This is a genomic window from Bradyrhizobium sp. MOS003 (assembly GCF_003020125.1).
GTDB lineage: Bacteria > Pseudomonadota > Alphaproteobacteria > Rhizobiales > Xanthobacteraceae > Bradyrhizobium.
The window spans coordinates 933,248-948,549 of record NZ_PYFW01000002.1 but is presented as its reverse complement, the minus strand read 5'-3'; the positions used below and the strand labels follow the sequence as shown (position 1 = coordinate 948,549).

Here is a 15,302-nt window from a genome sequence, read left to right as displayed (position 1 = left end):
CGGAGGAAGTGCTGCACTCGGCCAAGACGCTGTCGTCCGAAAGCACCCGCCTGCGCGCCGAACTCGATCGGTTCATGGGGAATATCCGGGCGGCGTAAGGCTCGCCGCGCCGTCAATTCGGTATCGTCTTCGAGCAAGCGCGCCTTAGCAGGGCGCTTGCGCCTTCGTGCGTTGACCAGCACGATTGTGTCGTCTTTCCGACACCGGTCATGCGTCAACTCCCTGCGGCGTCAGCCGAAACGGGCAACCACAAGCGCCCTTGCACGGGGAACCCGGCCTTGCCGCAGACGTTGTCGCAGGTGGCAGGCGGAATGCCGCACCCCCAATGATCGGATCGTCCCCGTTTCGCACCATGTGAACCGGGGTCGCTTCCATTGATCGAACGCAATGGCCCGATGGAATTGCAGCGAATCCCAGCGCCGAATGATGTTCCTGTGGTTGCGACAGCCGCGGGCGGTCGCATCGTTGAGACCGATATTCCCGCGCGGCTCGACGCATTGCCTTGGAGCGGCTTCCACACCCGGGTGGTGCTGGCACTCGGCATCACCTGGATCCTCGACGGGCTCGAGGTGACGCTGGCCGGCGCGCTTTCCGGCGCGCTGAAGCAAAGTCCGTCGCTGCACTTCTCGAATTTCGATCTCGGCATCGCCAATTCCGCTTATCTCGCCGGCGCCGTGCTCGGCGCGCTCGGCTTCGGCTGGCTCACCGACCGCATCGGTCGCAAGAAGCTGTTCTTCATCACGCTGGCGCTCTATCTCTCGGCGACGGCTGCGACCGCGCTGTCTTGGGATGTCGCGAGCTACGCGCTGTTTCGCTTTCTCACCGGCGCCGGCATCGGCGGCGAATACACCGCGATCAACTCGACCATCCAGGAGCTGGTGCCGGCGCGCTATCGCGGCTGGACCGATCTCGTCATCAACGGCAGTTTCTGGATCGGCGCCGCGATGGGCGCGGTCGCGTCCATCGTGCTGCTTGATCCCGCCGTGATCGCGCCCGATTACGGCTGGCGTCTCGCCTATCTGATCGGTGCAGTCATCGGTCTCTTCGTGCTCCTGATGCGAATGTGGATTCCGGAAAGTCCGCGCTGGCTGATGATTCATGGCCGCCCCGAGGAGGCCCACGCGATCGTCGACGAGATCGAACGCTCCGTGATCGGACACGACCAGGATACGGGCGACGGACGCTTTGCCAAGATGCGGCTGAAGATGCGCGATCATACGCCGATCCGCGAGGTCGTTCACACGCTGTTCTCGGCCTACCGCCAGCGCGCGCTCGTCGGTCTCGTGCTGATGAGCGCGCAGGCATTCTTCTACAACGCGATCTTCTTCACCTTCGCGCTGGTGCTGACCGATTTCTACGGCATCAAGGCCGATCACGTCGGCTGGTATCTGCTCCCCTTCGCCGCCGGAAATTTCCTTGGGCCCCTGCTGCTCGGCCGTCTCTTCGATACGCTCGGACGCCGCGTCATGATCATGTTCACCTATGGCATGTCGGGCCTGTTGCTGGCCCTCTCGGGCTATCTGTTCTCGATCGGCGTGCTCACGGCGCAGGGGCAGACCATCGCCTGGATGGTGATCTTCTTCTTTGCCTCGCCAGCCGCCAGCGCGGCCTATCTCACCGTCAGCGAGACCTTTCCGCTCGAAGTTCGCGCGCTGGCGATCGCGGTGTTCTACGCGGTCGGCACCGGCATTGGCGGCGTGGCCGGCCCCGCGTTGTTCGGCGTGCTGATCGATACCGGCTCTCGCACCAGCGTGTTCGCCGGCTATCTGCTGGGGTCGGCCCTGATGATCACGGCCGCGATCGTGGCGTGGCGCTACGCCGTCTCCGCCGAGCGTAAATCGCTCGAACAAATCGCCCGGCCGCTCGCCTTTATGGAGTAGACTGATGAAATCGGAACTTGCAAAAATGGCGTTGGACCAGAACCGCACCGTGCTGGATGACGAAGCGCCGGACTCGGTGCCGGTGCCGCACGCGCTGGTGCCGCATCTCGACGAGACCGCGATTCTGCTCGATATCGATGGAACGCTGCTCGACCTGATGCCGACGCCCCGTGAGGTGTGGGTGCCGCCGGGCCTGTCGGACACACTGAATCGGTTGACCGAGCGCACCTCCGGCGCGCTGGCGCTGGTCAGCGGCCGCTCGCTCAACGATATCGATCTGATCTTCGCTCCCGACGTATTCAGCGCCGTCGGCGGCCACGGCGCCGAGTTGCGGTTGTCCGTGGGGGATGATGCCGAAGACGTGCCCGCGCCGCCGCTGGACAAGGAACTGAAGCGGCGGCTGGCTGCGATCGCAAAGCTCAGCCCCGGCATTCTGCTGGAGGACAAGGGCTATTCGCTCGCTCTGCATTACCGCCTCGCTCCTCATGCGGAGAAGGCGATCTACGAAGCCGTCTCGGTGATCCGTGCGGATCTGCCCAACGCGCCGATCGAAGTGCTGCCTGGCAAGTTCGTCTGCGAGATCAAGCATTCCGGCTTCACCAAGGCGACCGGCGTGCGTGAGCTGATGACGCGCGAGCCGTTCAAGGGACGGCGTCCGATCTTCATCGGCGACGACGTCACCGACGAGACCGTGTTCGCGATCATGCCCGACATGAACGGGCTTGCCTTCTCGGTCGGCCGCCGTGCCATGGGCGTGAATGGCCATTTCGATGCACCGAACGACGTTCGTGCGTTTCTTGCCCGCTTGCTCGACCCAAGGTGAAATAAAGGCAACGCCACGCCGCAGACATGATGCTTGGGGAACGGCGCCGTCGCGCGCCGCGATGGGCGCTGCGCAACACGGCTGCATAAGCAGAATTTGCAGTGAAATCCCGGGTTCCAACAGGAAAACCAGTTCCAACGCGCGTGCCCGATTTTGGTTTCAATTGGTTGAAACGATGACAGGAACCATATTGATGAACGGCAGTTAAACGGGTTGGAATGAAACAGGAGGGGACGACCTGTGAACTTAGTCGTCGTTTCAAATCGCGTCGCGCGCGGCAAGCCTAACGAGCCCATGACGGGCGGCCTTGCGGCGGCCTTGTTGCCGGTGGTGGAACATTCGGGCGCGATCTGGGTGGGTTCTTCGGGCCGCGTGCGTGACGGCCATCAGAAGGAACCGTTCGCTGAGGTCGAAGCGCTCGGATCGGGTGCGATTGCGACGTTGGATCTGCCGGCGGCGCACTATGGCGGCTATTACGAAGGCTTTGCCAATTCGGCGCTCTGGCCCGCGCTGCATTCGCGCAGCGATCTGATCCGTGTCTCGCGCGACGATTACGTGAGCTATCGCGAGGTCAACGCCTTCATGGCGCGCGCCTTGATGCGCTTCCGGAAGGACAAAACCGCGTTCTGGGTGCAGGATTATCATTTCCTCGCGCTCGGCGCCGAACTGCGCGATCTCGGCGTCGACGATCCCATCGGCTTCTTCCTACATACGCCGTGGCCGGTCGCCGCAGTAATGCAGGGCGTGCCCAATCATCGCGAGTTGGTCACGGCAATGCTCGCCTACGATCTGCTCGGCTTCCAGACCGCGGAGGATTGCCAGAATTTTCTCGGCTATGTCGCAAGCGAGCTCGGCCTCGCCGTCGAGGATGGCGTTGCGATCTCACAGACCGGCCGCACCCGCTGCGAGGTCTTCCCGATCGGGATCGATGCGGAGAAGTTCGCGCAATACGCGGCGAAATCGGTCTCGCATCCCGACGTGTCGCGGCTGCGCCGCAGCCTCAATGGCGAGCGCCTGGCGATCGGTGTCGACCGGCTCGACTATTCCAAGGGCCTCGTCAACCGCATCAGCGCGTTCGACCGGCTCTGGACCGAACAGCCGCAGCTTTTGCGCAGCATCTCGCTGCTCCAGATCGCCAACCCCTCGCGCGGCGCCATCGAAGCCTATGGCAATCTGCAGAACGACGTCGCGCGCCTCGTCAGCGACGTCAACGGCCGCCACGGCGAAGTCGACTGGACGCCGATCCGCTATTTGAACAAGGGCTTCAGCCAGGCCGTGCTGGCGGGCCTGTACCGGACCGCGCAGATCGGCGTGGTGACGCCGCTGCATGACGGCATGAATCTCGTCGCCAAGGAATATGTCGCAGCCCAAAATCCGGCCGACCCCGGCGTGCTGGTTTTGTCGAAATTCGCCGGCGCGGCCAACGAGCTCGATGCCGCGCTGCTCGTCAATCCGCACGACATCGACGGCATGGCGCGCGCGATTGCGATTGCCGCGGCGATGCCGCTCACCGAGCGCAAGATGCGCTGGGACGCGATGATGAAGAAGCTGCGCGGCCACACCATCCAGCAATGGTCGACCGATTTCGTCGCGGAGCTGGAGAAGTGCCGGACCGAGAAGGCCGCGGTCGCCCCGCTCGCCACGCAGCCGCCGCAGGCGTTGCGCTGGCTCAAGTCCGCGATCTCAGGGGTACGGTTGATTTAGCGCCGAGATCCGCTCGACGTTCTTCCTTTCTCTCGCAAGGGGCGAAAGGAATGACGTCAATAGCAATACGACACCCCCTCCAAAATCGCGCATTGCCGCTTGTTCGGCGCATTGGGATCGTCCATCGGCACCACGCCCTTGCCCTGGCCCACGAACACGCCGGTCCCGATATGCACCGAGCTCTTGTTGCCGATGATCACGCTCTGATGCGGCGTCGAGCTGGAGCGCGTGCCGTCCGGCCAGAGGATGGCATCGCCGGACAGCACCCCGCGCCGCCCGTCGTCGCAGTTCACGTCGACGCCTTGCCGGGTGCAGACCTGCGCGGCGGCGGGCACGGCGAAGGCGGGGCCAAGGGCCGAAATCAAGCCGAGGGCGGCGATGGTGCTGCGGATGGTCATGGCGTCCCCAGTCGGGTTTGCTGTTCTCACGTGAATCGTCGCGCCAAACCCGTCCAGGGTTCAGCCGACGGCGGGTCGGGACATCGGCAGCACCAGATATTATCCCTTAAATACAATATCTTACGGAAAATTCGCCCGATTTCCCTGCGATCCCTTGCAAAATCATCGGCGCCCCTTCAAGAGAGGGCGCTCCGGAGAGATGGCCGAGTGGCTTAAGGCGCACGCTTGGAAAGCGTGTGTGCGGGAAACCGTACCGTGGGTTCGAATCCCACTCTCTCCGCCACCCCACCAAAGTCGTCTCGTACTTGGAGCTGGAGATTAGGCAGGAAACTCGGCCGTTTTCCTGCTTTTCTGCGGGCGGAGATCTCCCGTCCCTCACCCAACAAGGGCCAGAATGAAGCCGGAGAACCGAATTTTCTCCGAATCTTAGAACCCGTAAAATTGGTCCAGTACGGCATTTCTCGGAAAATCGACGGCTTCGATGCGCCGCGGTTTGTATCTCTCTCGCTCACCCAAAAAGCCCTTCATTCGTAATGACGGGGTCGGGGTTCGAATTCCTCTTGCGGCACCAGCCTTTTCAAGCACTTACCTCCCATTTGCATCTCTGCGGCGCCGGCATAGGTACGCTGTGGCGTATTTTGTTGGCTACGCGTATTTCTTGCGATGATAGTTTTGATGATGATTCTGCGTTTGATGGTGATAGCGCAGTGGATGTTGCCACGTTGGTAACAACGAGTGCTTTACAGAATAATCTGTACGCCTAGTGTACGCGTGATATTTGGACGAAGCGTCCTAATGCATAAACAAACGGCCCGCCGGATTTCTCCAACGAGCCGTTTGCTGGTCCCGTCAGGTTACTGACGCGGATCGCCACGAGCGAGCGGAGCCGGATCGGACTTGGCAGTTGACCGGCTCTGCCGCTACGATTGCAAATCGGGGTTGCCGACTCGCCTAGGGACTCTCAGGGAGAAGGGTCCCGGATTCAAGGGATCAAGGGATAGTTCCCCACGATTTACCCGGAAGAAAGTGAGCCGGGCGCTGCCCGCTGAATGATCGACAGATAGTTATGGCCGGATCAGATGCATCGCTGTGGCCCGTAGTCGTCGGTGGGCTTCTGACATTGGCGGGCACCGCTGCGGGCTCGGTGGTGACGATCATCCGCGAAATTGCGCAACACCGGCGGGATGCGAAGAAACGACGCGCGGACAAGCTCGAAGAACTGGTTGCGGCCATTTACGAGTTCGACCATTGGCTGGAATGCGAGCGAAATCGCAAGGTGTATGGCGAAGACATCCCGGCGACAATGACGCCGTTTGCCAAGGTGCAATCCATTTCATCGATCTATTTTCCGCGCTTCTCAAATTTGCTCACTGAGTTGGATGTTGCTGCAAGTGGGTTGGAGGTTTGGATTGCCAAAGGCGCGCACAAACGTCTCAACAAAGACATCGCTGGTTTGAACGACGGCCAAGCGGAGGCGTACCGGCCATATATGGAGAAGCGCGAGAACTTGCTTTCAGCGCTCGGAAAGTATGCGCGCGAAGAACTCCAATAGCCGAATCCCGGAATTTTCTACGTCGTGCCGGATGCGCCGCGTCCTGTCAGGGCGTATGCAAAGCCTTCTCCAGCGACGCAACAAAAGTCTTTAGGACCTGAACCCGCTCCGGATGAACTGCGGCACCAGGCGCCTCAGTTACTAGCTTGGCAATTTCTGCTTTATCTTTTTGTTTGTCGCCGTCCGTCCATGGCTTGCCTGCCTTGGTAAGCCCAGCTTTGATCCGGTCACTCCATTTGGCTTTCCCGCCAAATATCTTCCAAGTCACATCCACGTTGTAAGTTTTTTGGAAATAGTCGCGATAAACGCTCTCGTCCAGTAAGTCCTCAAACTCTGCTTCAGTCATCCCTTGGCAAAGTGTCATGGTGACTTGCGCTTGATTGATCAGCGAATCCGCTTTCGCTTCTTCGAATGCCTTTCGACCCTCTTTATCGTCATCGAGCATCACGTAATAATTGCAGAGCAAGGTCTGAAGAAGGTTCAGGGAATATGAAAGCTTCGAGGCGCCTCCGATTGGCTCGAATGTTAAACTTCCGCTTTCCAGGGCGGCCTTCAAAATCGTTGAATAGTGGGGCAGCAACGCACGCAAAGCGATTTCGTCCTCCGTTCCTTCCACCACCACGATTAGTGCCGCATGTCGGAGATTGTCGGATGCCCTCACGCCCAGAATCTCACGCAGCTGTTCCAAGTTCTTTGCTGGCGCCGCTTTGTTTCGCGATATTATTCTGTTCGAAGGTACATTCGATCTATTCACTAGCGCCGGGCAATGTGTAGTGAGAATGATCTGACGATCTTCTTTCAGGCTATCAAGTACGTCCTTCAGCTGATGTATCGCTTTGGGATGTAGGTGAGATTCCGGCTCTTCGATGAGCAGAATAATATCCTTAGTTGATTCAGACTGCTGCAGAGCATTGGTTAGCAGGCCAATTGCCACAAGGCTCTTTACCCCATCGCCCTTCCGTTCTAGCGAGGTTGCGGCCCCGTCGTCGATTGTGATTTGAGCGGCGCGAGCCACAGCGCGTAGCCGATTTCTAGTCGGCAGATTGATTTTCACCTCCCGTAGCGAATTGCCAAGAACACCTTTAAGGTTCGCTCGAATCTTCGTAGCGATTGAATCCAAGACTGGCTGTTGCAGCTTCGTAAGTTCCTGCTGAAGCCTGGAGTATTGATTGTCTTTTTCTAGCAGCCGCAGCTCGCGCGCGACCAGCTCATTAACAAGTTCGTGCGATGTCTCCGCCGTTCGAATTGCGGGCACGTATGCAAAGTCCAGATTGTCGGCAATGAACCGACAGATCCGCTCGGCCTTATTAGAGAGCGCCTTTCCACCTTTGCCTGGCTTCGCTACGCGGAACTCCGCATAAGGACCAGAACTAAGTCGCAACTGGATCGGCAAAATTCCGTTGAGCTTGCTTTTTACAGACGCCGAAAACCGCAACATCTCTTGATCAGTAAGCAGGAAGTGCAGCTCAAATGTTGTCCAACCCTCCGGATTCGTCTTTTGCTTCTTGACCGGGAAATCCGCCTCCCAATCGTATGCATAAGTATCGAGCCGAATACGAATTGTCTCGCGGCCGCTTGCGATACGACCGCTGCGCAGCAGCTCCAGGCACATCTTTAGAGCATAGAGCACATTCGACTTGCCCTCGTTATTAGGGCCTATCAACGTAGTAACATTCGCTAAGTCATCAAATGCTGCTCGCGACATGCTACGATAATCTTCAATCCCAAAATGAGTTAGCTTCATGCAATCCTCGGTCGTAGAATCGAGGACACACTAGCGACAATCGTAGAAAGAGATCAATATGTTCAAGGCCGAAGCCGTCAACTTGCGCCTCCCACAGAGGATGTGTTGCTGAGGCTAGAGTTCGCAACTGTTGCGCTGCGGCGCGGAAAAATGCTCCCCGCCTCATAGGGACTCAGAGCTTTACTAGCCGCTCCTTGAGTTGCTGCACGGTGAGCCAGGGTCTGCGAGCGTGCACCATCCGATGACAATTCGAGCAGAGCAATGCCAGGTCGTCTAGCTTCGTTTTGTGCCCGGGCAGAAGCGTGTGGACGGGCTTAAGATGATGAGCTTCGATAAACCCTGCCCCATGCTCGCCGTAAGCGGCCTCAAAATCGAAGGAGCATACTTCGCAGGCTAGCTTGCCGGCCCCCTTGATCGCAGCGAGCTTCTTTTGCTCAACGAGCTTACGGTTACGCTCACGTGATAGATGCACACGCGTCAGTACCCGCCCTTCCTCCGCCTCAAACGTTTCTTCTGCCTCAGGTGCCGGCCCGATGGGCAACCCCGCATCAACGTTTGCGCGAATGGAGCTAGCGGTCAATGACAGCAAGACTTCGTTGCCTGCGAAGGCGGTCCAGATATCCCCCTCCAGCCTCCCGTCTCGCTCCAGTCCCTTCTTGCCCTCAGCTTTGTAAGCAAGATCGAAGCGCCGGAAATTCATGGCCTTCATATAGACGCCGTTGGGATTGCGGAAGTCTTCTCTCCCGGTTGAGAGCTGGGCGCCCATTTTGTTCAAGAGCTTCGAAAGCTCCACTATCTCCATGCTACCTTTGCCGGGCGGGTTACCCTGATGGCGCCGATAAAGTTCTAATGCCAAAATAAGCTCGTCCCGTGTTTAATTCGGATTCCGACCAATTGATTCCTCAGTCACCATAAGCCCCCGCCAACGTCATGTGCGCGCTATAAACCGTAGCGTGTAGTGGGTCTAGTCACGCCACGTAGATGCTCCTATGATTGATTTCCGGTTGCACAGAGGAGACTTAGATAACCATGGAGCCAATGTGGCTGCGCAAACCGCGAAACGCCGCGACCATCGTATTTGTGCACGGATTATTTTCAAGCAACGAGACCGCTTGGCTCCATCCCGACGGCTCGTTCTGGCCAAAGCTGGTCTGCGACGAACCGCAGCTTGGTGACTTCGGGGTGTATCTGTTTTCGTACCGGGCAGACATTCACGCTGGCACCTTCTCGCTGGAAAACGCAGTTGATGCGATGCGCGAAAGGTTTCGGCTGGACGGCTTGTTCGATAACGGCAGCGTCGGCGCCGGTTTGATCTTCGTGTGTCATAGCATGGGCGGTATACTTGCCCGACGATTTGTCGTGGCGCAACAACTGACGCTTGTTGATCGAAAGCTTCCGATCGGTCTGTTTCTCATCGCCTCGCCTTCTCTCGGATCCGAGTACGCAAATTTTGTTAGTGCAATCGCGCCATTCTATAATGCCCAGATTGATATTCTGCGTTTCAGCGAGGAGAACCAATGGCTATCTGCACTGGACAAAGACTTCATCAATATCAAGGAGGGCGACAGGCTACCCATTTTCGGAAAGGAGCTGATTGAGGATAATTTCATAGGGAGTGATCGTTTTTTTAGACGAAAGCAGATTGTCCAACGATTCAGTGGAGCGCGATATTTTGGAGAGCCTGTAAAGATTGAGCGGACTGATCATTTCACGATCGCGAAGCCAGCTTCCTTGCAGGCAATCCAGCATCGACTCTTGGTTGAGTTCGCGACCACGATAGCTAAAAAATATCGTATTGGCCCATCGGATACGGAAAATTCAACGTTAATCGAGGGTGATAATCCGGTTCTTGTAGATTGGTCATCGTTTTCAGCCCAAAAGCCGTCGAACGTTTCAAGGAAGCTATTTTCGCGGGAGACGGTCTACGAATACCGGTTGAGTGCGGCGGCACTTTGCTTGCTTCCACTGCTCTTAGCGGGAGCGTCGTCCTACCTAAAACTGGCGCGAGAGCGTGCCGCCGAAGCCGAAATTCTTAGCAGCAGATTCAGTTCTCCTTCCATAAGGGGCGCAGCCAGCAGCATATTCAGTTTTTCAAGCGCAGAAAAGGTTATCGAGTATAGCAGCACTGGCTCGATGCTAGAGTCGTTACCGAATGCCTTCAAAGATATGGGACCGATCGCTATCAGCATAAAGAAGGCACGTTCCAGCCCCTTCCTCCTGCAAAAGGAGGAGCCCGCGTATCAGCTAATTCCTGGTCTTGGTGCGCCATCAAATATCGTCGGAATCGAAATTACGAATGCCGACGGTTTGAACGATCTCGATCCACTTGGGACCATGCCACATTTGGAGGCATTTATTATCGGAAAACCAAAGTTCGCCTCTAGTCTCCATTTCTTGACGAGAATGCCAAATCTAAAATTCCTTTACATCACTGATGCAGACATACCCGATCTAGAACCGATAGCTGCACTCAGCGAACTAAGACAATTATTTTTGTCTGATCTGCCTCGGGTAACTGACTTAAAGCCGCTCAAGGGACTGTCCAAACTGGAATGTGTTCAACTCCTAAGATTGCCCCTGCTTAAAAATGCAGAAGTCTTACTTGGGTTGCCGAACCTCAAGTCGGTTTCCATTCGAGAATCAGGCGTGCCTGTTCCGCCGGAATTAAAGGTGAAAGACACGTATTGCGCGTCACCCTCGCGCACCGAGTATTCCTTGCCGTAGGAAGACTGGGCAAAGCATACACGTGCAATCCGACTACTAACGGGCGTAATCGCTTAGCAAAAGGCCCGTGTCAGAACCGCTGCGAATTCGGCCCCCCTCCTGGAGCCCTAATCCAGCGTAGCCGCTCGAATGTCATGGAGCACCGCAAGCGTCATATCGTTCACGCCACCCGTTCGGCTCTTCACCATTTCCATGTAAACGCCAAGCGCATCGGGGAATTGCCCCGGCAAGAGCGCATCGCTTTCCTCTAAGCAGTTTATCAGCACTTGGAATGCCGCAACCATGGCGGCCATGGGCGGCGATGACTTCGGCTTCTGGCGAGGGTGTCTCCTTTGGCATAGTCGCACCTCCGATGTGTTCGAGCGCCCGGCGTCCGCCTTAAGGAAAGCCAGGCGCGACGCACGCTCGATATATCCTTTTCGCAAGGGCTGACGAAAGGGCAATACACTGATAGAAACTACAAACTCTACCTAATGTTGTCGCAAAGGGACACTCGGGATAGCGCTTGTGGTAACGACCCGCATTGCTCGTATAGGTATCGTAGTTGCTCTATTGGGACTAGCGATTCTCGGGGCGTCGCTCTTTCACTGGAGCAAAACGACTTCATCGCGGGGGCTGCTTTATTCTGACGATCATTTCGAGTGGACGATAAAGTCGCTGCGGCCGCAAACTATTTGCTAGGTTTGACAGCTTTCCCAAGTGACTTGGCTACCACGATTAGGACAAAGTGTTTGGAGATTGCGCCAATTAAGCGCGTGCTTGAAGAAACAACTTACGGGACCGACATCGAGCGCTGGCCCGTCGAGGCGCCCGCGTCATTCTGGACCGGCATTGCCGTTGCCGTATTTGGTCTATTGCTAGGCCCAATAGTCTTCTGGGTGGGCCGGGCCGAAAGATAGCCACGTGGGCGAGTGGGCGCTTTGCTCGGGGTCCACCTAGAAGTGATCCTTTCTTAGGACTTGCAATGTCCAGATTCGAGAAGCCTCAAAAAGGAAACCCCCACCGGCTGGCGGTCGCCCAGCACACGTTTCCGTCGAAGAGTATTGCAAGATTCTGCGGGTCCGATCGAAGAGTCGAGATGTTCCACATGCAGGGCGCCGTGGTTCGACGCGCGAAGCCGACGGACAGGGTCTTTTGCGCACGGCGAGCGTGGGATCATGGTACTGAAGTCGGCTTCATGAAAGAAATTGAAGACCGTTTCCAGCCTCTAGCCCAATCGATAGTCGACGGTCACGTTTCGACGTTTGATCGAGAGCTAACGCACGTCATTAGCTCCTTCTTCGCTCTTTGGGTGGTGAGGACGGAGATGCGCGAACAACCGGTAGAGGACGCCGTTCTACAAGGGGTCCTGCCTGGTCGTGCATGGTCTAGGGACCAGGAGGAGCGCCTGGAGAAGGCGGGGCTTGGCTTCCAAAGAGGTATAACGATCCCAGCCCGGCAGGCGAACGGCATCGGGTTACGGATAAGAGTGGGGCGGCTTCTTCGTGAGATAAACCCGTCAGCGAGTTGGGGTGTTGTGCGCGCTTCAGGCGGCGAATTCGTTGTGCCGGATCGGCCCGCGTACCCGTTCATACCGATTGAACCAACGCTCGCATTGGCCCACCCTGCTATGAATCAGACGCTTGACCGAATAGCCGTTGGTCTCGTCAACCAGCAACTCCGCTCGGCAAGCCCACACTACTATTTTGCGAGAGATTTGGCGGCCTGCCCGTAACCCCGCATTTGCGCAGAGTAGGGATCCAAGCAAGCGATGCTGGGAAATTGCCGAATTTCGGAATTGCCTGCGTCGTGCCAGAAGGGCCTATGCATGGGCCGAGCGCCCGACTTTTGAGCCTACCCCGGGGCGGTGTCCTAAGCCCGGGTGAGCGATCCCACATCGCAGCGCGCGGCTGGTCATTGTCGCTAGGCTTGCACGTTGGCTCTGCGTCGCGTCGTGCGCTCCGCTTGAACTAAAGTTAGAATTTTTCCCGCGCACGGGATTGGAGCGAAATCAACTATTTAGTTTGGGCATAAGTCCTGCACGGAAGTGACGGAATGCCGTCAAGCGAGCGGTCGAGGTTCCATAACATTCGATGGGCGAATCCGTGCCGGCTGAAACCACTTCCATCTTGTAAGGGGTTTTAACGCGCTTCAGCTTTCTTGGCAGACGAGCTGAACACCGCCTGCTGCTCGTCCCACTCGGCAGGGATGGATTTCAACAACTGTGCTAGCTCCAGCCCCTCCGACTGCAGCCCATTCAGGATGGCTTCGGTGATGGCCGGCGAGAGCAGGGTCAGCCGAAGTACCCGGCAGAGATAGGACTCGTTGATCTTCTCGGCCCTAGCGAGGTCTCGCACTGAGCTAAACAGGTTGGATTCGAGCATGTTGCGCCAGCGATGCGCCCGCACCATTGCCTTGACTAATGTGTTGTCGACCTGAGGCTTCGGGGGCGACCAGACTTCCGCATTTGCCGGAGTAACCACGCGCTTGCGCCCACCCGATCGTCGCAACGCAATCGGGATGCTCACGATCATTGTTCGCCCGTCACGGCTGAGTCTCGGTCGTCCGATGGGCCCGAGGGTGAGGGTGGTCGGCCTGTTCATTCAGTAGCCTGCTGGAAGGGGTGGGGCTGCAATTCCGAGGAGAGCGAGGTCAGTCCCTGGACGTTCAAGGTGATATCCATCCTCTCTGCTTGCATGTCGATGCGCTCGACAAGCAGTTCGACAATGCGCGCCTGTTCTGCCGGAAACAGCTCGTCCCAGAGCTCGTCAAAGCCGAGGAGCGCGCCCCGTACTTCGGCCTCGCTGATCTCGGAGGATTGCTTTCGCAGAGCGCGCCAGGTGTGAACGATGACTTCTGGGGTTTGCAGGAGCTGCCGAACCTGATCGACGACGATCCGCTCTAACTCGGCGGCGGGCACCGACTTGACGGGGCAGTCCGACCTTGCCTGCTTCATGGCGGTTTGGCTGATGTAGTAGCGATAGAGGCGACCAGACTTTCGGGTGTGGGTTGGTGACATCGCGGCGCCGTCGGGGCCGAAGAGCAGACCTTTCAGAATTGCAGGGGTCTGCGCGCGAGCATTGCCGGCGCGTTTGCGGGGGCTCACCTTCAAAATAGTATGGACCTGATCCCAGAGCTTGCGATCGATGATCGCCTCGTGCTCGCCGGGGTATGAGGTGCCTTTATGGACCGCCTCGCCAAGATAGACCCGGTTGTGGAGGATCTTGTACAGCACCCCCTTGTCTAGAAGATGACCGTATCGGTTGCGCTCGTTGGCTGCGACCAGCTCGCGGGCGAGCCGAGTGGCAGATTTGAGTTGCACGAACCGCCGAAAAATAGCTCTGACCCGTTCGGCATCCACTTCGTGAACCAGCAGTTTGCGGTCACGGACTTCATAGCCAAGCGGCGTCCATCCGCCCATCCACTTACCGCGCTTGCGAGAGGCTGCGACCTTGTCGCGAATCCGCTCGCCAATCAGCTCGCGCTCGAACTGGGCGAATGTCACCAGGATGTTCAGCGCCATGCGCCCCATGGCATCCTTGGTGTTAAACGATTGGGTGACGGAAACGAACGTCACCCCGTGGCTTTCGAACAGCTCGACCAAATTGAGAAAGTCGAGCATCGACCGGGAGAGCCGGTCAATCTTATAGACCACGATGACGTCGATCTTGCCTGTTTTGACGTCTGTCAAAAGCCGCTTCAACGCCGGTCTTTCCAGCGTGCCTCCCGAGAAGCCACCATCATCATAGTGATCTGAAACTGCGGTCCACCCCTCTGCTCGTTGGCTCACGATATAAGCTTCACAAGACTCTCTCTGGGCGTCGAGCGAATTGAAGTCCATGTCGAGCCCTTCCTCGCTCGACTTGCGGGTATATACCGCACAGCGGACCTTTCGGACGGAGGCGAGGCTAGAGCCTGATCGCTCGAAGGCATTCGCGAATGGGCTGGCTCGTCCCTTTGCCGGTTTGCGGGAAGTCATTTTCCCACCGAGTTCTTCAAGCCGAAGAAGACCCAGCCATTCCATTTGGTGCCCGTGATCTGGCGGGCGACCGAGGACAGGGATTTGTAGGGGCGGCCTAGATATTCGAAATCGTCGTGGCGAACCGTGACGCAGTGCTCCACGCCCTCCCATTCGCGGATCAGCTTCGTCCCCGCGACGGGCCGCAAAAGCGGTCGAGCCTTGCGGTCCGCCGGCTTCTGGTCGGCATATTGCTTAGCCATGGCTTTGAGGCGTTCGGTGGTTTCGCGGGAAAGGCCGCCATGGGCCAATTCTTGGATACGGTAGGCCAATCGGCTCTCAAGGAAGCGGCGGTTATAGGCCGGCGGCTCGGTATCAAATAGTTCGCGCCAGCGGGCCTTCAGTACGGGGGCAGCAGCGCCTTTAAGGGCGGCCAATTGGGCCAGCATAGACGATTTCATGGCCGTTCTCCGTTTAGCGGAACGGGTCGACCACCGCTCTGGAAAGCCGAAAAGTAAAGCGAGATCTCCTCGCTCACTT

General features: G+C 57.8%; 12 protein-coding genes and 1 tRNA gene. 6 read left to right on the top strand and 7 right to left on the bottom strand.

Annotated elements, in window-relative coordinates; genetic code table 11:
* Positions 1-395 precede the first annotated feature (395 nt).
* From C7G42_RS14905 to C7G42_RS14895, 3 genes are all read left to right on the top strand, one after another.
* A complete protein-coding gene (locus tag C7G42_RS14905; RefSeq protein ID WP_199580904.1) occupies positions 396-1,880 on the top strand; it encodes an MFS transporter in 1,485 nt (494 codons plus the stop codon).
* Positions 1,881-1,884: 4 nt separating this feature from the next.
* Positions 1,885-2,703 carry a trehalose-phosphatase gene (otsB, locus tag C7G42_RS14900; protein WP_106949662.1) on the top strand — a complete coding sequence of 273 codons (819 nt, stop codon included), beginning with the start codon at positions 1,885-1,887 and terminating at the stop codon, positions 2,701-2,703.
* Between the two features lie 240 nt (positions 2,704-2,943).
* Entirely contained in the window at positions 2,944-4,407 is a 1,464-nt protein-coding gene (locus tag C7G42_RS14895; RefSeq protein WP_106949661.1) for a trehalose-6-phosphate synthase, read from the top strand.
* Between the two features lie 56 nt (positions 4,408-4,463).
* On the opposite strand, the gene C7G42_RS14890 is transcribed toward C7G42_RS14895, so the two are convergent.
* Complete coding sequence (locus tag C7G42_RS14890) at positions 4,464-4,805, bottom strand: hypothetical protein (RefSeq protein WP_106949660.1); 342 nt, start codon at positions 4,803-4,805, stop codon at positions 4,464-4,466.
* Between the two features lie 193 nt (positions 4,806-4,998).
* Between C7G42_RS14890 and C7G42_RS14885 the strand changes: the two genes are divergently transcribed.
* A tRNA-Ser gene (locus tag C7G42_RS14885) sits at positions 4,999-5,088 on the top strand.
* Between the two features lie 783 nt (positions 5,089-5,871).
* Positions 5,872-6,357 (top strand): hypothetical protein, encoded by a 486-nt coding sequence (locus C7G42_RS14880; RefSeq protein ID WP_106949659.1) that lies wholly within the window; start codon positions 5,872-5,874, stop codon positions 6,355-6,357.
* 46 nt (positions 6,358-6,403) lie between these two features.
* Here the strand turns inward: C7G42_RS14880 and C7G42_RS14875 are convergent, their stop codons facing one another.
* On the bottom strand, positions 6,404-8,101 hold the full coding sequence (locus C7G42_RS14875; protein WP_106949658.1) for an ATP-dependent nuclease: 1,698 nt from the start codon (positions 8,099-8,101) through the stop codon (positions 6,404-6,406).
* A 172-nt stretch (positions 8,102-8,273) separates the two neighbouring features.
* Positions 8,274-8,957: an HNH endonuclease gene (locus tag C7G42_RS14870; protein ID WP_199580903.1), complete on the bottom strand. Its 684-nt coding sequence runs from the start codon at positions 8,955-8,957 to the stop codon at positions 8,274-8,276.
* 173 nt (positions 8,958-9,130) lie between these two features.
* On the opposite strand from C7G42_RS14870, the gene C7G42_RS14865 reads away from it, so the two are divergent.
* Positions 9,131-10,825, top strand: a complete 1,695-nt coding sequence (locus C7G42_RS14865) for an alpha/beta fold hydrolase (RefSeq protein WP_106949657.1) — start codon at positions 9,131-9,133, stop codon at positions 10,823-10,825.
* A gap of 107 nt (positions 10,826-10,932) precedes the next feature.
* Here C7G42_RS14865 and C7G42_RS14860 read toward each other — a convergent pair whose 3' ends face one another.
* The 4 genes from C7G42_RS14860 to C7G42_RS14840 form a co-directional block, all read right to left on the bottom strand.
* Entirely contained in the window at positions 10,933-11,118 is a 186-nt protein-coding gene (locus C7G42_RS14860; RefSeq protein WP_106949656.1) for a hypothetical protein, read from the bottom strand.
* Between the two features lie 1,827 nt (positions 11,119-12,945).
* Positions 12,946-13,338 (bottom strand): hypothetical protein, encoded by a 393-nt coding sequence (locus tag C7G42_RS14850; protein WP_244623780.1) that lies wholly within the window; start codon positions 13,336-13,338, stop codon positions 12,946-12,948.
* 65 nt (positions 13,339-13,403) lie between these two features.
* On the bottom strand, positions 13,404-14,783 hold the full coding sequence (locus C7G42_RS14845) for a recombinase family protein (RefSeq protein ID WP_106949653.1): 1,380 nt from the start codon (positions 14,781-14,783) through the stop codon (positions 13,404-13,406).
* Complete coding sequence (locus C7G42_RS14840; RefSeq protein ID WP_106949652.1) at positions 14,780-15,223, bottom strand: DUF2924 domain-containing protein; 444 nt, start codon at positions 15,221-15,223, stop codon at positions 14,780-14,782. Before C7G42_RS14840 ends, C7G42_RS14845 begins: the two co-directional genes overlap by 4 nt.
* Positions 15,224-15,302 lie beyond the last annotated feature (79 nt).

What these genes read in the sequence shown, in the direction of transcription:
- C7G42_RS14905 (WP_199580904.1), top strand. Translation starts at nt 396, where the DNA reads ATGGAATTGCAGCGAATCCCAGCGCCGAATGATGTTCCTGTGGTTGCG.
- otsB (WP_106949662.1), top strand. Translation starts at nt 1,885, where the DNA reads ATGAAATCGGAACTTGCAAAAATGGCGTTGGACCAGAACCGCACCGTG.
- C7G42_RS14890 (WP_106949660.1), bottom strand. Translation starts at nt 4,805, where the DNA reads ATGACCATCCGCAGCACCATCGCCGCCCTCGGCTTGATTTCGGCCCTT.
- C7G42_RS14880 (WP_106949659.1), top strand. Translation starts at nt 5,872, where the DNA reads ATGGCCGGATCAGATGCATCGCTGTGGCCCGTAGTCGTCGGTGGGCTT.
- C7G42_RS14875 (WP_106949658.1), bottom strand. Translation starts at nt 8,101, where the DNA reads ATGAAGCTAACTCATTTTGGGATTGAAGATTATCGTAGCATGTCGCGA.
- C7G42_RS14865 (WP_106949657.1), top strand. Translation starts at nt 9,131, where the DNA reads ATGGAGCCAATGTGGCTGCGCAAACCGCGAAACGCCGCGACCATCGTA.
- C7G42_RS14860 (WP_106949656.1), bottom strand. Translation starts at nt 11,118, where the DNA reads ATGGCCGCCATGGTTGCGGCATTCCAAGTGCTGATAAACTGCTTAGAG.
- C7G42_RS14850 (WP_244623780.1), bottom strand. Translation starts at nt 13,338, where the DNA reads ATGATCGTGAGCATCCCGATTGCGTTGCGACGATCGGGTGGGCGCAAG.
- C7G42_RS14845 (WP_106949653.1), bottom strand. Translation starts at nt 14,783, where the DNA reads ATGACTTCCCGCAAACCGGCAAAGGGACGAGCCAGCCCATTCGCGAAT.
- C7G42_RS14840 (WP_106949652.1), bottom strand. Translation starts at nt 15,223, where the DNA reads ATGAAATCGTCTATGCTGGCCCAATTGGCCGCCCTTAAAGGCGCTGCT.